Here is a 19,157-nt window from a genome sequence, read left to right as displayed (position 1 = left end):
GAAAAATAAACTCTATGTAGCTCACGTATTTGTTAGGAAAACCTTCCATTATTTTCTTGTTATCTGGATACCATATATTTCACCATTGTCTTTTATACCAATGTAAAGTACACCGCCTTGTGTGTTAGCAAAACCGCATATCCATTTTAGATATTCGTTGCGCCAAGATTCTTTGAACTCTATGTTTGGGGATTCAGTTTGCATATTATAGATTCATATTGTAAAAAAAGTTCCAAATAACAAGACTTATTATTAAGCATATAAAAAATATGATTATTCCTTTTACAATAGAAAGATTAAATCCGCATTCACGTTTAAATGTTTCTGAAATCTTTTCTTCATTATAAATCTGAATATCAGGTCTTCTTTTTAAAAAGTCCAATCTAATATACTGATACATATGGCAAATTGCATAAAAACATATGATAAAGAAATCTATTAAAAAATAGACAATACAAAATCTTATTAGAAATACCAATACCAAATTTAAAGTTGTAATAAGAGTTTCATTATTCCACTGTTTATAAGGGATAATATGGTATTGCGAAAAATCTACTTTTACGTTAAAACTTAATGTAAGAAGTATTAATATAATAACAAAGACAGATAGTAAGATTGCATAAGATGTTAATGCATTAAATTGATAAAAAAAATTCCATAAATGGAAATCTGTTACAGAGGCTTCTGTTTTATTGGAAGTCTCATCTTCTCGCTTTTTTATATTTAAAGACTCAATATGTTTGGATTTATCAAAGACGACAATTATTAAACTTAAAAATAGAGCAACCATGATGGATAGACAAGTCAAAATATGATCTGTTGCATCTGTCGTTAATCCTTGAGGAACAGAGATACAGAATAAAACGCTGATACATAATGCAATAATTTGCAAAAATGAAAAATATAATTTAGGCTTGCTCCCTTTTCCGTTAATATTTTTATATTGCCATTCATGTCCATCTTTAATGAGCTTAAATAAATAATATATAAGAATGTTACTATTCATTTGTGTTCAAAACCATATATTTCTAATTTTATTTTCTCTAAAAAGTTATCGCATAGTGATTTTAAATCATTTCTCTTAAAATCTCCATTTTCATCAGCAGAGATATACTCATCAATTGGTATGATAGGATGAATTTCATCTTCCTTATCTATTATAAAGGGTAATGATTTTTTTAAATCTTCATTTCTCATTACTCCTTTCTTTTTGCTAAAAGATGAAAGTGAATGTGTATTTCCCCCAATTCTTATACCAAAAAAATTTCCTATTTTATTTATTACAGTATCAGAATTGGACATATTCTCTCTACCTGTTTTGGGAATAATAGTTACTTTAATATCAAATTCTTCTGATTTTATCAAAGTTTCTTGTTCAGTCTGAATTTGTGTAACAAATTCTTGCTCATACGACAAACTACATAAATTTGCACCATCTATAAAATGCTCTTTTAACCATTTGGGATAGTATGTATTGACTCTGCATCCTTTTATAGTGTCAATTTTAAATAAATTCTCCATAAATGGTTTTATAGCTCTACGAATAGATGAATTTTCTTTAGATTGAACCATTAATATACCAATACTCGAATCCCAAGGAAAATATAAATAGAAGTAATATCTGTCTGTTATAATATCACTTTTATTAATTGTACGTCTTTTTGATAAATCTGATAACTTAGCAAGTTTACGAATAGAATTATAAGGACCGGCATCTATAAACCCTTCAATAACAAAAGATGAAGAATGAGATGTTAAGATTGTATTTATTTTCTCACCCTTCCCTTTGAATATTGTTAGTCCCATTTTTTTAGAATCAATACAAAAGACACTACTCCCTATTAATTCTAATAAGTTCCTATAAAAGAGATTAAATATCTTTGCTTTTGTTATAGATGAATCTGTAATTTTATTTTTCTTAATTATAACATTTTTGAGTGTCCCTGAACGTTTGGGAAGACATATCTGATATATATCGAGTTTATTAGCCATAATAAATATTATTTCCCTCCTTTTATTCTATTACAATTCTTACAAAGCATCTGGCAATTCTCAGCCACAGTAGTACCACCTTCTTTCCATGGTGTGATATGATCAGCTTCCATTTCCTCCAGCTCAAAGTGTTTTCCACAATGTACACAAATACCTTTCTGGCGTTCGTAGGCTTCACGTTTCTGTTTTTTATCAAAAGTACGGAAACTTAAATCACGTAAATCACCGCTCAGGACATAACGGTAAATACCGGATTTTTTCATGATTTCATCATCTTCCATCAAATCATGAATTTGTTTTTCCAACGCAGCGGTATCATAGACACCATCACCATATTTGTCGAACATTTCGCCCCAGTCCAAACCTTTCATTTCACGGCGGTACTTAACAAATGTAGAACGTATCCATGTGATGATTGATACGAAATAAGCCCAAAGTTTATTGGCATTTGGATCAAACTGATGCAAAGCCATATACTTGTCAATACTCTCTACACCGTCATGACGAGCTGCCCATTTTAAGATTGTGGATAAATATGCTTGTTCTATTGCATTTCCGTTCAGAAAATCTGCCCCCATTTTATATGCCGGGCAACCGTTCTTTGAGAAGTGTCTACGTGCGTCAGTTACAAAAGGTCCAGAATAAACTGCATTTAATAATTCTTGGTCAAGAAGTTTTTCTCCAGCAATGTTGATTACACGAAACCAATCCAACTTTTCCTTATCAGTTCCTTCACAAAAATAGACTGTTAATTCATAATTGAGGAATTTCTCTTTTTCCTCAGCTGTAAGTGTTGAATAATAAAGTGTACCTCGGTTAGGGTCAACTATATTGAAGTCATGGGTATAGAATCCGCAGATTGAAAGAGTACGTTGCTGTCCGTCGATCATTTCAAAATTGCCATTATCATCCACACTCCAATACATGATATTGAGAGGAAACCCTTTAAGTATAGTATCTATTACAGCCTGTTGTTGCTTTTCATCATAACGGAACTCACGCTGATAAGGTGGGCGTATATCCAACTTTCCATGGTAGCCTTTAACACCTGTATCCGGATCATTGACATAACCATCAATAAGATCTGCAATTTTTATTGATTTCAATTCTATCTGCATATCTTACTCCTTTCCTTTTTTTGAAGTTTTGCTTGTGCTTTGTTTCTTGGTCAAGGATTTTTCCTCAGATTTTAATCGCCGTTCTACCTTTTTTACATCCTCTCCCGGTGGCAACTGTTCCGGAACAATTCCACGTTGAAGCAGCATATTCCTTACAGCAGCATTGTTGTCTACATGCTCACGGGTTATTTGTTCTTGGCCATGCAAATCTTTCTGTTGTACATTCACTGAAGTCATTTCTGCAGCGAAATCTTTTGCTTTGATACTGATTGTTGGGAGAAAGTCTGCTAAAGGTCGATTGTCAGGAGCGCCTAATCTACGCTTTAATAATGCTGTGTCTAAATGAAATAATGCCTTGTCGCCTTTAGAACGGATAATGCCGAATCCTTTGTTATCCACGCCACGCTCATAAAGAATGCCAGACAGGCGGTTTTCCGTTTCAGCTAATTTGTTGCGTGCCACAACACGCTCATGTTCCAATATCCTCTTTTGTACCAATTCTGCTCGGCGTGTCTGTACAGCAAAGTAGTTTTGTGCAAATGCTACTTGTGCTTTGCGGGGGTCTCCATTTTGTGCTATAAGATAGCAGGCATATCGCGTCAGCATGTAGTCATTTACCTCACGTACAGAGCCAGAACCAAGCGTGACCATTTTGCTGACGTCAGCAAAATGGTATGTTGTTTCTTGACCTGCATTTTCACATGCTGTTTTTGCTTTCTTTATGATATTCCCAAAGTTACGCCATTGAGCATAACCCAATAAGGTAGATAGTTCTCTTGCACTCCAGCATTCCACACCTTCGTATTCATTGGCGATGGATTCAAATTGCTGGAATAGTTCTATTATTTCTTCGGCTTTCATAGTTCTTATTTTTTTCTTTGAATAAGGATTCTACTATATGGAACAACAACTTCCTCTCCATTCATCATATACAAATCTCCATCAACAGCACCTCGTTTTTGAATTTCTTTACGGTATTTTTTATGTTCAGGCTTATATGGTTTGACACCAGCAGCCAATCCTAGTCCTGCTATACCTACCCCAAGAATCTCAAATTGTTCTGGGTTATATTTATCCATAAATGTAATAGGAACCCCCATGACACCATTATAGTCACAAGGAATATCTTCTGTACGATTTATATTAATGGCATCAAAATTCTCAAATTTAGGATATTCCTCAGGAGTATAGTGCTTATAAAGGATTAAGTTTTCGTGCCGTTTCTTTATTTCAAGATTTGTAAACCAAGTAACACCAGACACGCGAATCATTCCTTCACGATGATCTCCAGCAGTAGCAGTATCTTCGTAATGTGAAATGAAATGTCCTGCACCACCCTTAAATCCGTAACCAAGCCATAACTTGTTTTGTTGGATTAGTGGAAATATCTCTTTATATTTAATTGCATTTTGATGTCCTATAATCAAAAACTTCTTGTCATATTCAATCAGTTGAGCAACATATTCTCTAAATAATGAGAATGGAGGGTTGGTAACTACAATGTCTGCTTCTTTGAGTAATTCTATACACTCTTTACTTCTAAAGTCGCCGTCTCCTTTCAGTGGCATTACTCCTATTTCATTTGCATCCGGAGTATGATTTCCATTCTTGTCTCCTTCATAAATTAGATATACAGCCTGTTCACTTTGGTTTTGGCTGAATAAATCCATATTCTGGTTCTTGTAGCATGTAGTAATCAGCTTTTTCAAACCAAGGAACTCAAAATTATATGCAAAATAGGTAAAGAAGTTACTTACTCGTGGATCATCACAGTTACATAATACAGTTTTACCACGAAAATGTTCGCGATAATGTTTTAGCTCATTATTGATATCATCAAGCTGAGTATAAAACTCATCTTTCTTTGCTTCCTTTGCCTTATTTAGATTTTTATTTGCCATACTTTTACATGCTTTTATTTAATAGCTCTCTAATATCCACATTTAGCAATCCTGCAATTTTAGACAAGGTCGCTAAATCAGGTTGAATCTTATTGGAGCACCATTTAGAAACGGTGGAACGATCTTTTCCAAGTTGTTCAGCCAACCACTTTCCCGTTTTGTTTTGTTCTACTAATACGACTTTTATTCTATTCAAATTTTCCATTATAGACCGCATTGTTGGTATATAATACAAATATAGTGTTTATATATGAAACAAACATATATAGCGGAAATATTTTTTTCATACTTTACCATCTTATTTTACGTTGTTTTTTCTTTTTCTTCTTTCTCAAATAATCGTCCGGATAACCTTCAGGTTGTTTCGGTTGCGGGTTAGGTGTGAACAGACCTAAAGAACCGCTGTATAATTCATAGCCATGCGGTTCCTGTTGATATGCTGGTTCACTCTGAACAGCTATCTGTCTTTCTGTTTCCGAATATGACGGTGTCTTTAACGCGGCATCTATCTTGGAATAGCTGAACTGTCTGTCAATCTTGGAACCGCTGAAGGAATAGCCGTTCATGATGAACACGACACCCTGTACTTCATCGGATTTTCCCTTGTATTTGAACCGTACATCCACTCCCTTTTCGCTTAATCCGGCAATCAGTTCCTTCCAGTTTCCTGCTTTTCTGACTTCCGTTTTAAGCAGACTGTAAAGTTCATATTTTGTCTTGTCCGGTTCCCTTAAGCGTTCAGTCTTGACATGATCCTTGCCTTTGGCCATGTGAAGACCATATTTCAAGGTCAGTTCCTTGCAGATGCGTGCACTCCGCAACCGCTCGTTTTTGTCGGATATGGTCCTGCCGTCATTATCTATCCGGTTGTAGGCAATATGTATATGGGGATGCTCCTTGTCGAAATGTCTGGCTATAAAGAACTGTGTGTTCCTTATGCCCATCCGTCCCATGTATTCCAAAGCTATTTCTGCCATAATCCGGCTGGTCAGCCTGCTTTCATCCTCTCTGGAAAATCCCAGTGCAATGTGTCCGACCGGTCTGGATACTTTCGGATTCATGCCGGCCTGTGCTTCGAAAGCCTTTGTTATTGTAGCAACATCCTCAATGAACAAACCGGCATGTGCAATAATCCTGGCATCCTTTTTACTGTCAATGATATAACCGGTAACCTCACGGAATCCGCTGCCCTTTACAATCTTCGCAATCATAGCAGGATGTGGTTCAGCAGTTCTTCGATTCTTGCCACCTGTACACGGCATTCCAGCCTTGCCGTATCGAATCCTCCGGCATTTGCCTTATGAGCCAGCTGGTTCAGATTGTTCGCCATACCGCATAGCTTACGGATATAGTCGGAATGTTCCGCTGTAAGTCTTTGCCGTACATATCCCTTACGGAAACATTCCCTCAGGTATTCGCTTGCCGATATGCCTGCGCTTCTTGCCCTGCTTTTCAGTGTATAGTAATCCGGTGTCGCCAGTTTCACGGTAACACGGTATTTCAGTTTGTCGGTCGTACTCTTGGGAGGACGACCGCCCTTGTTATTTCTTTCTGTATTCTGTCTCTTTTCCATCTGTTGACTATTGTATAAAATGAATGTACTGATTAGACCAGCGGGATGAACCTCTCACTGCGTCCAGTAGTGAAAGCAAGCGGTTTCGGTCTGCCCGAAACACAAACTTGCTCCACTAAAGATCAGAGTCCCGCTATTTTGAGCGTCTCTGAATATGCTTCCTATAAATTGGGGAGAAATAATACCGTTGTCTGTATCATCTTATGGAGGGGACAGGCCTGTTTTTCCGTTTCTGTTCATCATTTGTTTTCTCATTTTGTTTGCCATGTTCCGATATATCTCGGAATGAATTGTCTGGCAAAAAAAGAATATAAGTTTCCAATAGTCAAACAGTTGGTCGGGATGTGGCAACAATGTGGCCTATTGCACTTTGCATATAGGGCAATCGGTGTGGAATGCAGTACTTTTCCTGTTTGATGAAACAATGAACTGGGGATTCAAACAGTTACTGATTTATTGACTTGAATATTTACTGACTTAATGTCGTATTGTCGTACTGTAGTAAATATTCATGTCTGTGAATTATTGAAGGAACACTTCTTTGCTTCCTTATCTAATCAATGGTTTGGAAAAGTGATGAAGTAAGGTTACATGGAAATAACCCATTCCTTATCCATTGCTATGGACATTTATTGAATCAGGTTCATAGATCTTTTATTCTGTAATTCATTATTGGATGGAGTCCCTGAATGTAGGAATATTTGCAGAAAAATGATATGAATGTGACCTCATAACTAGGATGATCAGCGCCACATGCTGCCAGTTAAGCGGAAACCATTGCCTTTCAGAATATATGGCTTTTCTTTGTCGCAAACAACGAAAAAAGAATAAACATCAATCAACAAAAAAGGAAACGATATGGAATTTGTAGGAATAGAAAAACAACTGTTTGAGGAATTGGTGCGTAAGTTTGAATACTTTGAGCATCGTGTCATGGAAATTTGCAACCGGGAGAACGACAGGACGCTGCACAAGTGGATGGACAATCAGGACGTGTGCCGGTATCTGAACATCTCGCCCCGCACCCTGCAGACACTCCGTGATAACGGTACCCTGCCTTTTTCTCAAATCAATCACAAGATATTCTATAAGCCGGAAGATGTGCAGGGTATCGTCAAGAAAGTTGAGGACAGAAGAAAAGAAGCTCATTACAGAGGTCGCAACATATAACAGTTAAGCAATAACCACTAAATCCATAATAAAATGAGTGAACTGAGAACAGACAGCAGAGAATGGGTACACCGTATCATGAGAAGTCTTGACCGTATGCTGGTCGGGATTGAGAATCTGGCGGTCGGGAACCGTCCCGTACTGGGCGGCGAACGCTACCTGACCGACAAGGAAGTGTCGGCACAATTGAAACTGAGCAGACGCACGCTTCAGGATTATCGTAATGAAGGGAGAATATCCTATTACCAGTTGGGAGGTAAAATCCTTTACCGGGAGAGTGATATTGAGAAAATGCTTCAGGAGAATTATCGGGAAGCATATATGAGTGGTAAATAAAAGATAGGCATAAAGGCTGTGTGCCGGTTTTGATGAACCGATGTCACACAGCCTTTATGCTTGTATGATGAACAATTATAAATCTTCAGGCATGGGGATGACAAGGATAGAGTCACTGCACCGGATTCCGTAGAATACGTCACGAACCCGCCCCTGCTGAGGAACCAGCACACCTTTTTCCACCAAATCTTTTATATCGCGTGCTGCTGTATCCGGTGATACCTTTACACGTTTTGCCCAGTTCTTAGCCGTCAGTTTGCCGGGATAACCGTCCAAATATAAATTCAAGACTTCACGTTGTCGTTCGGACAGGGCTGTTTCGGCATGGGTTTGCCAGAATATGGCCTTGTTAAGAACCTTCGACAATGTTTCGTCGGATTGCTCGACAGAACGGAGCAGACAGTCAAGATACCAGATGATCCATTCAGTAATCTCGCTATTTCCCTTCTGTGTTTTCTCCAATATGTCGTAATACTGTTTTTTATCCTTGTTTATCTGATGTGAGATACTGAAAAAACGCATCTTTGAGTTTTCGGCCTGTGAAAGTGCCATATCAGCAATGGCTCGTCCGATTCGTCCGTTTCCGTCATCGAAAGGATGGATGCAGACAAACCACAAATGGGCTATCGCCGATTTTACATAGCCGTTATGTGAATCTGAATTGAACCAGTCCAAAAACCGATTCATTTCTTCGTCTATTCTTTCAGGAGCAGGAGCTACATAATGTACCTTTTCCCGGCCGAACATTCCAGAAATAACTTTCATATCTCCACTGCGGTATCGGGCTACATCTATTTTCGTCGGACCGCTCCATCCGGTAGGAAACAGGCAGTTGTGCCAGCCGAAGAGTCTTTCATGGGTAAGCGGACTGTTGAAATTGACGGTTGCATCAAGTGCCATTTCCACTACTCCGTCTATATATCGTGAGGATTCGGTCGGATTCGGTAGTTGTACTCCGAGTTTGCGGGCTACAGATGAACGTACCTGTTCATTGTTCAATTCCACTCCTTCAATTTCTGATGATGCAATGATGTCATGAGAGATGGATTCAACTACGGCAGACATCTTGTCGTTAAAACCGATTACACTAAGGCGTCCCATCAGATAACCGACAGCTTTGTTTACCTTGTTCAGCTTCTCACCGACAAGTTCCTTGTTCCACGAAAAGGAAGGCCATTCTTTATGTTCATGTATATACATAGGCATCACTGTTTTTTGCAAATATACGGTTTTGCGGATAATTAACCGCAAATTTTGCGGCTTATTATCCGCATGAAATAGTGAAATCAATATTTATCAGCATTTTAGATATGACTTATGATTACCATTCATCATGCAGATAATCATTGACTTTTCAGATTGAAACAGTCTGCTGATTATATACTCACGTAATTGTTGGGCCGGATAAGTATTAATCTGAAAGGCAAGCGCAAATATCATTTCCAAGTTATAGACTACCTGATACCCCTCTTTTAACGGAATACGTTGTTCTGCGGTGAATGGTTGCAATATCCCAAGTTTATATATTCTTCTTTTCGCAGCCCTTAAAGTCGGTGCAACTACATTGAACAAGCCGACAAATTCGGCTTCGTCCATACGAATCTTATCAGGATGGACAGCAGGAATAACAATCCTGCCGTCCTCCATTATATGGATAATGTCTCTTTTCATAAGCTATAGGCAATTTGAAAGTATATCCCTTACATTATTCATATCTTTCAGAATGGAACTGTCGAGTACCCTTGCATAGTGTTGCGTCATCTTGATATTGGAGTGACCGAGCATTTTGGCTACATTCTCAATGCTGACTCCATTGGCCAAACAGACAGATGTAGCATACGAGTGACGGGCAGTGTGTGTGGTCAGGTTCTTCTTTATCTGGCACAAGTCGGCAATCTCTTTCAGGTAGCTGTTCATCTTCTGATTGCAGGGAACAGGCAGCAATACTCCTTTCTTTTTGCAGGTAGGATAATCTGCATATTTTCTCAGGATTTCCAAAGGAATATCCAACAGCGGAATGTTACACATGTTCTTTGTTTTCTGACGTGGCTTCCTGATCCACAGGTTTCCGTTGTTGTCTTTTACGATATGCTCAGGGGAAAGCTGTTGCACATCAATGAAAGCCAGACCGGTAAAGGCGGCGAAGATAAAAACATCACGGACTACGGTGATTCGCTCCAGAGGAAATTCCTTGTGGTAGATGGTCAGTAGCTCATCCATAGTAAGAAACTCACGGATTACTTCTTTTTCGTGGAACTTGATACCGATAAACGGGTCTTTGGCTATCCATTCATTGGCCAGTGCCAAATTGGTAATTTTCTTCAGACATTTCATATAACGGATAACAGTATTCTGCTGACATTCCTTTTCAGTCTTCAAATAAAATTCAAAGGCACGTACCAGCTCACCGTTGACTTCCGCCAGCGGCAGATCATCCTTTCCGTATTTCTGTCTGATAAGTTCGGCAAGATAGCGCTTGCAGCTTTCATAACGGCGAACGGTAATCAGGGCGTAGTCTTTACCGACCAAGGCACGGCATTGGTCATTGTGCTCCTGCATGGTACCGATAAGGGTGCGTACCGCTTCCGGTTCTTTGTCCTGTCCGAAAAATATTTCCTGTAACAGACGTGCCGTTATAGGCTGGTTCTGTTCTTCCAGCTCACAAAAAATCTGATGTAATTTGATTCTCGCATTTTCGATATAGGCATTCAGATCACATGACTTGCGGCTTTTGCCTCTGGCGGATTCCTTAGCCTGACTCCAGAGAGACGGGTCAATGCTTTTGCGGATGTTGTTTTCAACTCGCGTACCATCTACAGTGATACGCATACAAACGGATGCTTCTCCGTTTTTCAGCAGCTTGGTCTTCTTCAAGAAGAAAAGCACATTGAATGAACTTCTTTTCATTTTCCTACAGTTTTTAGTTTGGACAAAAGTAGGAAACCGACCACGTTTTCTTGATACGCAAAACATTGAAAATCAGTGAGAAAGGTTCTAATTCGGTGGAGATTTTTGCTCCACCTTTTATCTCCACCTTTTGCTCCACCTCAAACGGTAATATTTTGCCGTTTTTTGCGTGCTTGGGGAAAACAAAAAATCCCGATTTCGCTTGGAAATCAGGATTTTACCGTCTTTTGCTTTTCTTCAAAGTGGTGCCACCAGGAATCGAACCGGGGACACAAGGATTTTCAGTCCTTTGCTCTACCATCTGAGCTATGGCACCTTGGTTTTGCGTGTGCAAAGATAGAACTATTTTTTATTATCCTCCTAATTTTTTGCCACAAAAATGAAAATGGTGGAGATTTTGGTAAGAAAAACGCGAAAATTTAGGGAATCATTTTTGCTTTTCTCAAACTTTATGTATCTTTGTCCCCGCAAAACAAAGTGCGGGGTGTAGCACAGTTGGTTAGCGCGCCACGTTCGGGACGTGGAGGTCGGACGTTCGAGTCGTCTCACCCCGACTTGCAATCGCAATCGCTTGAAATCGAAGTGGTTGCGATTGTTGTTTTAAACCCGGTTGGCGGGGAGGGGCGGCTGTTGCATTTCTTTTCGGAGAAAATGGGCCGAATGCTTGTGAGAGCCAAATATTTGTTGTAATTTTGTGGGCTGATTCTGATATGGGCTCAAAAAGAGGTGCTACGGTTGGCCCCGCCCGGCAGAGATAAACGTAAAAATAAAAAGTAAAAATGTACGTTATTGTTGAGATTCAAGGACAACAATTCAAAGTAGAAAACGGAAAGAAGTTGTTTGTCCACTATTTGGGAGCAGAGCATGGCGCCGTTCTCGAATTTGACAGAGTATTGCTCGTTGACAAAGACGGAGCAGTAACCGTAGGCACTCCCACCGTAGAAGGTGCGAAGGTCGTATGTGAGGTTGTTTCGAACGACGGATACGGTAAGAAAGGCCTCGTAAAAGGTGAAAGAATTCTTGTTTTCAAGAAGAAAAGAAGAAAAGGTTATCGTCGCTTGAACGGTCACCGTCAGTATTTCACCGAAGTGTTAGTTAAAGAAATTGTTGCTTAACCCTATTAAACTTCTAAGAAAATGGCACATAAGAAAGGTGTTGGTAGTTCTAAGAACGGTCGTGAATCGGAAAGCAAACGATTGGGTATCAAAATTTTCGGTGGTCAATATGCCAAAGCCGGAAACATTTTGGTACGTCAAAGAGGTACAGTACATCACCCGGGTGAGAACGTAGGTATGGGTAAAGACCACACGTTGTTCGCTTTGGTAAACGGTACGGTAGTATTCCGCAAACGTCAAGAGAACCGTTCGTATGTATCGGTTGTACCGGCAGACAATAACTAATAAAGAGTTATAACCTATGTATAGAAAGCGTGACCGCTCGCAAGAGCAGTCACGTTTTTTATTTTTGTACGGGAGGGAATGCAGAGCGCGGGTTTCGTGGATGGAGTGTGGTATGGCAGTGGTGCTGTGCGTGTCGGTGATGTGCCTATGCCGGCGGTGGTGGCTGCTCTCGTATGTGGGGGGGGGACGGGGAATGCAATGGTTGCTCCCTCTCCGATGCCGGCGGTGGATAAAACGAAAGGGCCCGCATCGGTGTGATGCAGACCCTTTTTTAATCTTTCACGTGTGTGCTTCTTATGCTTCGTGGATAGCGTCGTTAGGACAAACCTCGGCGCAAGTTCCGCAGCTCAAGCATTTTTCGGGATCGATTTTGTAGATATCGCCTTCCGAGATAGCTTCTACCGGGCACTCGCTAATGCAAGAACCGCAAGCAACACAGTTGTCATTAATTACGTAAGCCATTGTTTTTTAGTTTTTAGTTTGAAATAATTAGATCTAATTGCACCACAAATGTAGTACTTTTATTGCGATTGCAAAAAAAATGAGGAGAGATTTTCTGGCGTAAATAGAATTCTTGCGAAACAATAACCCCGTTGTTTTTCCGTTTGATAATTAGTTACCCGATGATGGAACGATGGTTACATAGAGGCTCTGTGGGGCGGCCGATATTTCGTGGGCGAAAGTCGGTCGTGCGTTGGTGCGTGGGGGTGGTAGCGCTCTTGTCGCTGGCTGGCGGCACGGTGTGGGCCCAACCTCGCAAGGTGCAGAATTTGCCCTATGCCGACTACAAGCTGCTGCATCTGGGCTTCTCCATCGGTACGCATGTGCAGGATATGACTTTTGTGCATTCGGGCTTCGTGACCGAGGGGGGAGAGAGTTGGTATATGGATATTCCCGATTTTTCGCCGGGTTTCAACGTGAACCTCATGGCCGACCTCTATCTGTGCCAATACCTCAACCTGCGGGTGTCGCCGGGCATATTCTTTGGCAACAAGGTGGTGAAATACCGCGAGTCGAACTCGCAGGCGACTCAGACGCAGGACTTGAAGTCGAACTATATCGTGCTGCCCGTCGAGCTGAAATTCAGTGCCGAACGGTGCAACAACTACCGGCCCTACCTGATTGGCGGGGTGATGGCTACGGCCGACGTGTCGAAGAAGCGGAACGATTTCCTCAAGCTGAACACCTTCGACGGCTATCTGACCATCGGTATCGGGTGTGACCTCTATCTTCCCTATTTCAAACTGATTCCCGAGCTGAAGTTCTGCTTCGGGCTGACCGATGTTATCAACCGGAAACGCAACGACCTGCGCGATCCGGCCGACATCAAGTATACTCAATCGCTGAAGAAGGCGACCTCAAACATGGTGGTCTTGTCGTTTTATTTCGAATAATCCTCGATAGAGTTGTAGATAACCGAGAAGAGTTCGGGCCGTATGTTGAGCTCGGACAGGGCGTTGTGCAACCGCGAGGGATAGACTCGGTTGCAGAGGAATATGTAGATGAGCTGTTGCTCGGGATCTATCCAGAAGCAGGTGCCGGTAAAGCCCAGGTGGCCGACGGTGGCAGGCGATGCCTCGAGTGCGGTGGGGCTTTTGTCGGGCTCTTTCGTGTCGGGTTTGTCAAATCCCAGTCCGCGGCGGCTGGTGGCGCTCTTTTCGGTCATGAAGCGGTGCACGGTCTCGGGCGACAATATCTGCTCGCCGCCGTAGCTGCCGTGGTTGAGCCACATCTGGCACAGCTTGGCCAGGTCGTTGGCCGAGGAGAAGAGTCCGGCATTGCCCTGCACACCGCCGAAGAAGGCGGCCGTCTCGTCGTGCACATAGCCGTCGAGCTGCTGGTGGCGGTAGAAGAGGTCGTTTTCGGTGGGGGCAATCCGCTCGATGGGGAATCGGGTGGCCGGGCAGTATCCTGTGGTGCCCATGCCCAGCGGTCCGTAGATATGCTTTTGCAGGTAGCGGTCCATGGCTATCCCGGTGGCACTCTCGACCGTCTCTTTCAACAGGATGAAGTTGAGGCAACTGTACAGATAGCGTTTCGTGGGACGTAGCTTGGTGTCGATGATGCGGGCGATGAGGGTATCGGGGAGCGATGCGGAACCGTAGAGGTCGCGGGCTATCTGGATGGGATATTGGGCCGACTGCCGGGTCGAGAGCAGGTCGGAACGCAACCGGGCGTTGCGGTTGCCGAAGGTGCAGCCGTCGATGGGTATCGAGTAGGTGGCATCTTTCCGGCGGTTGAACAGGGGCGGGGTGAAGCTCTGCGGATCGATGAGTACTGCCGAAACCTGCAGTGAGGGGCGCATGCCGGTCTCGTGGAGCAGGGCCTGGCGCAGGGTAAGGTCCTTTTTGTCGCTGTTTCGCAGCGGTGCGAAGTAGTGGCTCATGGGCTTTTCGAGCACGATGTCGCCGTCGTCACAGGCTTTCATCACGGCAGGCAGGGTGCCGGTGGCTTTCGATACCGAGGCCAGGTCGTAGAGGTCGTCGGTGGCGACGGGGTGGGCGTGAGTCTCGTAGTCGAAATAGCCGTAGGCCTTGTTCCAGACCACCTCGCCTTGACGGGCTACGACCAGTTGGCAGCCGGGGAAGGCCTCGTGAGCGATGCCCTCGGCAATAATCGAATCGACCTTCGACAGCACCCGGCTGTCCATGCCTACCGACTCGGGCAGGGTGTAGCCCAGGCGGCACTTCTCGGTGCGCAGGCCATCGCCTTCGTCGAACGAGCCCTCGAGCTTGACGGGCAGTTTGCCCCGGATAGCACAGCCGCCGAAGAGGGCCTGTGCGGCATACTCCTGAGCCAGCGGCGTATCTTCATAGGCCAGCAGCAGGGCCCGGTTGTGGGCCAGCTCGTGGCTCAACCGGTTCATCTGGTAGGGCGAGAGGAAGCAGACGGCAATGGCTTTGCCGGTCTGGCAGAGGCGACCGATGCGGGCCCGGTATTGCGTCTTGTCGCTGTGGATGGCCACAATCACCCGGTCGTAGTGGCGCAGGGTGTCGAGCAGGACGGTCAGGTCGGTAGAGTCGTCGAACTGTCCCGGCTGTGGTGCATACAGTTTCGTGGTGGTTTGGAATACCGATTTTGTATCGCTACCCACCGATACGACCGCAATTCTCGATTTGTCCAGATGTGTGATGGGGAGGGTGTGGTGCCGGTTGTGCAGCAGGGTGAGCGCTTCGGCATTGAGCCGGCGGTTCAGCGCCTCGTATCGGGGAGCGTTCAAGTCGGCCATCAGCCCCTCCAGGTCGACCGACTTTTGCCGGGCCAGCCCCAACGCATATTTGTATCGCAGTACCTTTTTGCATTTCTCGTCGATGAGGCTTTGCGAGATTTTCCCCTGGTCGATGGCTTCGCGTATGGCCTTGAGCTGAGCCTCGGGCCGTAGCGGATTGAGCACGATGTCGTTGCCGGCCTGGATGGCCAGCAAGGCGGTGTTGCCGAAGGTCGATGCCCCTTTCATCTTGAGGGCATCGGTGAAGACAAGCCCCTCGAATTGCAGCGAATCGCCCAGCAGGTCGTGGGTGATGGCCCGCGAGAGCGAGGCCGGTCGACCCGAATCGTCGAGTGCGGGAATATTCAGATGACCCACCATCAGCCCCGACAGTCCGCTGTCGATATACCGCTTGAAGGGGGCAATCTCGACCTGCATCAGCCGCTCGCGGCTGTGCGGTACGAGGGGCAGGGTCTTGTGCGAATCTTCCGAGGTGTCGCCGTGACCCGGGAAGTGTTTGGCTACGGCCATCACCCCCTCGGCCTCGAGTCCGCGGGCATAGGCGATGGCTTTGGTCGAGACGTTGTCGAGCCCTTGCCCGAACGACCGTTTGCCGATGACCGGGTTGCGGGGGTTGCTGTTGACGTCGAGCACCGGGGCAAAGTTGACCTGAATGCCCATGCGGCGGCACTGGCGGCCCACGGCGCGTCCATATTCATAGAGCAGGGAGTCGTTCTGGATAGCCCCCAGCATCATGTTCACCGGGAATCGGGGCGTGTCGGAGAGGCGCATGGCCAACCCCCACTCACCGTCGAGAGTGATGAGCAGCGGCACCCGGGCCAGCGATTGGCAGTAGTTGGTGAGTGTGGCCTGGTCGGTGGCGGTGCCGGCATCGAAGAGGAGGCCGCCAATTTTCAACTCCTGCACGAGCCGTTTCAACGACTGGCGGTTTTGCGGCGTATCGCTGTTGCGCACGGTGATGACGAACAGTTGGGCGATGCGCTCGTCGGGGGTGAGGGTGTTGAATACCGAGTCGGTCCATTGCTCCATTTTTTGCGGGTCGGCCTTTTGCAACAGATGAGGTTCGACCGCTTGGACAGGCAGGAGCCAGAGAACCAGGAGTATCGCCGTGCAGACAACAGAGTGTTTCATATCGCGTTATTGAGGTTTAGCCGGGGTGATGCGCACTTCGTCCAGCGCCGAAATGGCGCGTTTGGCCTGAGTCGCTTTTTCGATGTAGTTGATGACCACGTCGCGCAGGAAGGCGGCGCTGTTTTTCCGCTCGGTAGCCTTCAGACACGGGGTCATGTGGTCGCCGCCGTTGGCCACGTAGTCGATGGTGGCTATCGAGTAGATGCGGTTGTCGTCGAGGGGGGCGCCGTCGATGGTGAGGTTGGCGGCTTTGTCGTCGGCTATGGTCATGCGCACCTCGTGGCTTACGGCCTCGCCGCCTCGCGAGGCGATGATGTCGAAGAGGTCGCGCAGGTCGCTCCCCTTCAGTTTAATGAGGCACAGCGTGTTGTCGAAGGGGAATATCGAGTAGATTTCGCCGAGGGTGATTTCGCCCTGCATCAATGGGTTGCGGATACCGCCGATGTTGGTGATGGCCAGGTCGACCGGTTGCCCGAATACCGACGGAGCCTCGCTCTTGATGATGTCGGCCGAGAGGTTGGTCAGCAGCGAGCCGGGCCGTTTGGGCTCCATGTATTGGCTCGAGGTGCCTATGACGATGCGCATCACGCTGTCGACGCTCGTTTTGTATTTGCTCACGATAGCCTCCATTTGGGGCTCGGGAGTCTGGTTCCAGTGGGCATCGACGGGAATCAGTCGGGAGGTGATGTCAAATTCGGGTCGCGAAGCCGTGCAGGCCGAGAGAAGCCACAAGGCGGCCGCGAGTATGCAGCAGGTATGTTTGTAAGTCGTTTTCATGAGTGTGCAGCTTGATTATTTGTTTTTGGGATCAATGGTAATGCAGCCCAGGTAGGCTCCGCTCATGCCGGTTTGGGCAATGACCACGTCGCGCCCTTGGCTGTTCTTCACACGGTAGCGCAGTGTGGAGTCGGGGGTGGCGTCGATTTTCTCGGGGTTAATCTCGGTATGCGAGTGGCCGCCGATGATGATGTCGATGTCGGTGCTGGCCGCAGCCACCTGCGGGTCGGTCGTGTCGCTCTTCTCTTGAGCCGTATATCCCAGGTGCGAGAGCACCACCACGAGGTCGGCCCCCTTCTCACGGAGCAATCGGGCCGTGCGGTTGGCCGCTTCGATGGGGTCGTGGAATACCACCCCTTGGCACGACTCGGCCGGGATGAGGTTCTCGGGGTTGACGTTCAGCGCCAGGAATCCCACCTTGTAGCCGCCTATTTCACGGATGACCCACGGCTTCACCAGACCGGCCAGCGGGGTAGCCGACAGGTCGTAGTTGGTCGAGATGAAATCGGCCGTCGAGCCCTTGATCAGTTGGGCCAGTTTCTCCATGCCGGCGTCGAACTCATGGTTGCCCAGCGTGCGCACGTCGTAGCCCATGGCATTCATCGCCTCAAACTCGGCATCGCCTTTGAACAAATTGAAGTAGGGAGTACCCTGAATGGCGTCGCCCGCATCGACCAGCAGCACGTTGGGCTCGGCGTTGCGGATGCTGTCGATGACCGCCATGCGACGCACCACGCCGCCCAAGTCGCCATACGTCTTGTGTGAAGGGGCAAAAGGTTCTATTTGGCTGTGGGTATCGTTGGTGTGTAGAATGACGATACGCCCTTGCTGAGCCTCTGCACAGAAGGCCACCGAGAGGCAAACAGCCGCGATTCCAATGATTTTCTTTACCATAAATTGCGTGTATATTCTTGAATAATTTGTTGTTTCGATTGGACGAAATTACAAATTTAGAGAGGATATATCAAACGGGGAGTATGAAATTTATCGGTCTCGATTGTTTTTATCTTCAGCAGAAGCCTGTTGTCGAGTAAAAAAAGCGGGTATCTCTTGGCTATGTGCCGAAAAAGTTGTTACTTTGCACCGCTTTTCGTAATCTCTGGCAGGAAAAGTGGCCTGTTATATTACGTTTCAGTATGAACATTTTAAATAGCTATTAAAAATGGATTTAGTTAAGATTGCAGAAGAAGCATTCGCATGCGGTAAAGAGCACCCCGATTTTCGCAGTGGTGACACGATTACCGTATCGTACCGTATCAAAGAGGGAAATAAGGAGCGTATCCAGCAATTCCGCGGCGACGTTATCCGCATCTCGGGTCACGGTAACAAAAAGCGTTTCACGGTTCGTAAGATGTCGGGCAACGTGGGTGTAGAGAGAATCTTCCCCATCGAATCGCCGTTCATCGAAGAGATCGTAATCAACCGTCGTGGTAAAGTGCGTCGCGCCAAATTGTATTATCTGCGTGCACTCACCGGTAAAAAAGCCCGTATCAAAGAGAAGAGAGTTTAATCTCTTTTTGGAGGCATATAAAAACCGCATCGAGCAATCGGTGCGGTTTTTATGTTTTAAAGTTACGAGGTGGGGAGGATGGCATAATGATAATATTACGAAATCCCCATAAA

At 45.3% G+C, this 19,157-nt stretch carries 21 protein-coding genes, 2 tRNA genes and 1 pseudogene; 7 read left to right on the top strand and 17 right to left on the bottom strand.

Features of this window, described 5'->3' with window-relative positions; genetic code table 11:
* Positions 1-28 precede the first annotated feature (28 nt).
* From ABGT88_RS13105 to ABGT88_RS13065, 9 genes and pseudogenes are all read right to left on the bottom strand, one after another.
* Positions 29-204 (bottom strand): annotated as a pseudogene (locus ABGT88_RS13105) (ATP-binding protein); the annotation flags it as partial.
* Between the two features lies 1 nt (position 205).
* On the bottom strand, positions 206-1,006 hold the full coding sequence (locus ABGT88_RS13100) for a hypothetical protein (RefSeq protein WP_346702550.1): 801 nt from the start codon (positions 1,004-1,006) through the stop codon (positions 206-208).
* The gene (locus tag ABGT88_RS13095) at positions 1,003-1,992 is read right to left on the bottom strand and encodes a hypothetical protein (protein ID WP_346702548.1); all 990 of its coding nucleotides are present in this window, start codon (positions 1,990-1,992) and stop codon (positions 1,003-1,005) included. Before ABGT88_RS13095 ends, ABGT88_RS13100 begins: the two co-directional genes overlap by 4 nt.
* A gap of 8 nt (positions 1,993-2,000) precedes the next feature.
* Positions 2,001-3,110, bottom strand: coding sequence for a DUF262 domain-containing protein (locus ABGT88_RS13090; RefSeq protein WP_346702546.1), 1,110 nt, complete (start codon positions 3,108-3,110; stop codon positions 2,001-2,003).
* Positions 3,111-3,113: 3 nt separating this feature from the next.
* The gene (gene dinD, locus ABGT88_RS13085; RefSeq protein WP_346702544.1) at positions 3,114-3,971 is read right to left on the bottom strand and encodes a DNA damage-inducible protein D; all 858 of its coding nucleotides are present in this window, start codon (positions 3,969-3,971) and stop codon (positions 3,114-3,116) included.
* A 5-nt stretch (positions 3,972-3,976) separates the two neighbouring features.
* Positions 3,977-5,011: an adenine-specific methyltransferase EcoRI family protein gene (locus tag ABGT88_RS13080; RefSeq protein ID WP_346702542.1), complete on the bottom strand. Its 1,035-nt coding sequence runs from the start codon at positions 5,009-5,011 to the stop codon at positions 3,977-3,979.
* A 4-nt stretch (positions 5,012-5,015) separates the two neighbouring features.
* On the bottom strand, positions 5,016-5,216 hold the full coding sequence (locus tag ABGT88_RS13075) for a helix-turn-helix transcriptional regulator (protein ID WP_075317913.1): 201 nt from the start codon (positions 5,214-5,216) through the stop codon (positions 5,016-5,018).
* An 85-nt stretch (positions 5,217-5,301) separates the two neighbouring features.
* Positions 5,302-6,222, bottom strand: a complete 921-nt coding sequence (locus ABGT88_RS13070) for a relaxase/mobilization nuclease domain-containing protein (protein WP_346702539.1) — start codon at positions 6,220-6,222, stop codon at positions 5,302-5,304.
* Positions 6,219-6,584, bottom strand: a complete 366-nt coding sequence (locus tag ABGT88_RS13065) for a MobC family plasmid mobilization relaxosome protein (protein WP_346702537.1) — start codon at positions 6,582-6,584, stop codon at positions 6,219-6,221. Before ABGT88_RS13065 ends, ABGT88_RS13070 begins: the two co-directional genes overlap by 4 nt.
* 858 nt (positions 6,585-7,442) lie before the next feature.
* Between ABGT88_RS13065 and ABGT88_RS13060 the strand changes: the two genes are divergently transcribed.
* Complete coding sequence (locus ABGT88_RS13060; protein WP_117969134.1) at positions 7,443-7,754, top strand: helix-turn-helix domain-containing protein; 312 nt, start codon at positions 7,443-7,445, stop codon at positions 7,752-7,754.
* Between the two features lie 33 nt (positions 7,755-7,787).
* Positions 7,788-8,090 (top strand): helix-turn-helix domain-containing protein, encoded by a 303-nt coding sequence (locus tag ABGT88_RS13055; protein WP_289523873.1) that lies wholly within the window; start codon positions 7,788-7,790, stop codon positions 8,088-8,090.
* Positions 8,091-8,165: 75 nt separating this feature from the next.
* Here the strand turns inward: ABGT88_RS13055 and ABGT88_RS13050 are convergent, their stop codons facing one another.
* The 4 genes from ABGT88_RS13050 to ABGT88_RS13035 all read right to left on the bottom strand — a co-directional run bounded on the left by ABGT88_RS13050 (position 8,166) and on the right by ABGT88_RS13035 (position 11,313).
* Positions 8,166-9,290 carry a Fic family protein gene (locus ABGT88_RS13050; RefSeq protein ID WP_346702534.1) on the bottom strand — a complete coding sequence of 375 codons (1,125 nt, stop codon included), beginning with the start codon at positions 9,288-9,290 and terminating at the stop codon, positions 8,166-8,168.
* A 96-nt stretch (positions 9,291-9,386) separates the two neighbouring features.
* Positions 9,387-9,761, bottom strand: coding sequence for a hypothetical protein (locus ABGT88_RS13045; protein WP_346702532.1), 375 nt, complete (start codon positions 9,759-9,761; stop codon positions 9,387-9,389).
* Positions 9,762-9,764: 3 nt separating this feature from the next.
* Positions 9,765-10,997, bottom strand: coding sequence for a site-specific integrase (locus ABGT88_RS13040; RefSeq protein ID WP_346702530.1), 1,233 nt, complete (start codon positions 10,995-10,997; stop codon positions 9,765-9,767).
* Positions 10,998-11,240: 243 nt separating this feature from the next.
* A tRNA-Phe gene (locus ABGT88_RS13035) sits at positions 11,241-11,313 on the bottom strand.
* Positions 11,314-11,477: 164 nt separating this feature from the next.
* Between ABGT88_RS13035 and ABGT88_RS13030 the strand changes: the two genes are divergently transcribed.
* The 3 genes from ABGT88_RS13030 (at position 11,478) to rpmA (ending at position 12,397) form a co-directional block, all read left to right on the top strand.
* A tRNA-Pro gene (locus tag ABGT88_RS13030) sits at positions 11,478-11,551 on the top strand.
* 225 nt (positions 11,552-11,776) lie between these two features.
* Positions 11,777-12,112: a 50S ribosomal protein L21 gene (rplU, locus tag ABGT88_RS13025; RefSeq protein WP_087408927.1), complete on the top strand. Its 336-nt coding sequence runs from the start codon at positions 11,777-11,779 to the stop codon at positions 12,110-12,112.
* 21 nt (positions 12,113-12,133) lie between these two features.
* Positions 12,134-12,397, top strand: coding sequence for a 50S ribosomal protein L27 (rpmA, locus tag ABGT88_RS13020; protein ID WP_025278985.1), 264 nt, complete (start codon positions 12,134-12,136; stop codon positions 12,395-12,397).
* Positions 12,398-12,691: 294 nt separating this feature from the next.
* Here the strand turns inward: rpmA and ABGT88_RS13015 are convergent, their stop codons facing one another.
* Positions 12,692-12,859 (bottom strand): DUF362 domain-containing protein, encoded by a 168-nt coding sequence (locus ABGT88_RS13015; protein ID WP_087408926.1) that lies wholly within the window; start codon positions 12,857-12,859, stop codon positions 12,692-12,694.
* A 161-nt stretch (positions 12,860-13,020) separates the two neighbouring features.
* On the opposite strand from ABGT88_RS13015, the gene ABGT88_RS13010 reads away from it, so the two are divergent.
* Positions 13,021-13,791 (top strand): porin family protein, encoded by a 771-nt coding sequence (locus tag ABGT88_RS13010; protein ID WP_258327494.1) that lies wholly within the window; start codon positions 13,021-13,023, stop codon positions 13,789-13,791.
* Here ABGT88_RS13010 and ABGT88_RS13005 read toward each other — a convergent pair.
* Genes ABGT88_RS13005 through ABGT88_RS12995 form a run of 3 tightly spaced genes read right to left on the bottom strand, consistent with a single transcriptional unit; the run spans position 13,779 to position 18,428 of the window.
* A complete protein-coding gene (locus tag ABGT88_RS13005; RefSeq protein ID WP_346702527.1) occupies positions 13,779-16,757 on the bottom strand; it encodes a glycoside hydrolase family 3 N-terminal domain-containing protein in 2,979 nt (992 codons plus the stop codon). The genes ABGT88_RS13010 and ABGT88_RS13005 overlap by 13 nt on opposite strands.
* Before the next feature lie 6 nt (positions 16,758-16,763).
* Complete coding sequence (locus ABGT88_RS13000) at positions 16,764-17,534, bottom strand: 5'-nucleotidase (RefSeq protein WP_346702525.1); 771 nt, start codon at positions 17,532-17,534, stop codon at positions 16,764-16,766.
* 15 nt (positions 17,535-17,549) lie between these two features.
* Positions 17,550-18,428, bottom strand: coding sequence for a bifunctional UDP-sugar hydrolase/5'-nucleotidase (locus tag ABGT88_RS12995; RefSeq protein WP_346702523.1), 879 nt, complete (start codon positions 18,426-18,428; stop codon positions 17,550-17,552).
* Positions 18,429-18,696: 268 nt separating this feature from the next.
* Here ABGT88_RS12995 and rplS point away from each other — a divergent pair, with 268 nt between their 5' ends.
* Positions 18,697-19,044 (top strand): 50S ribosomal protein L19, encoded by a 348-nt coding sequence (gene rplS / locus ABGT88_RS12990; RefSeq protein WP_025278994.1) that lies wholly within the window; start codon positions 18,697-18,699, stop codon positions 19,042-19,044.
* Positions 19,045-19,157: the final 113 nt, after the last annotated feature.

Source organism: Barnesiella sp. An22 (genome assembly GCF_963931395.1).
Lineage (GTDB): Bacteria > Bacteroidota > Bacteroidia > Bacteroidales > Barnesiellaceae > Barnesiella > Barnesiella merdigallinarum.
This window is presented reverse-complemented; position numbering and strand designations above follow the sequence as displayed.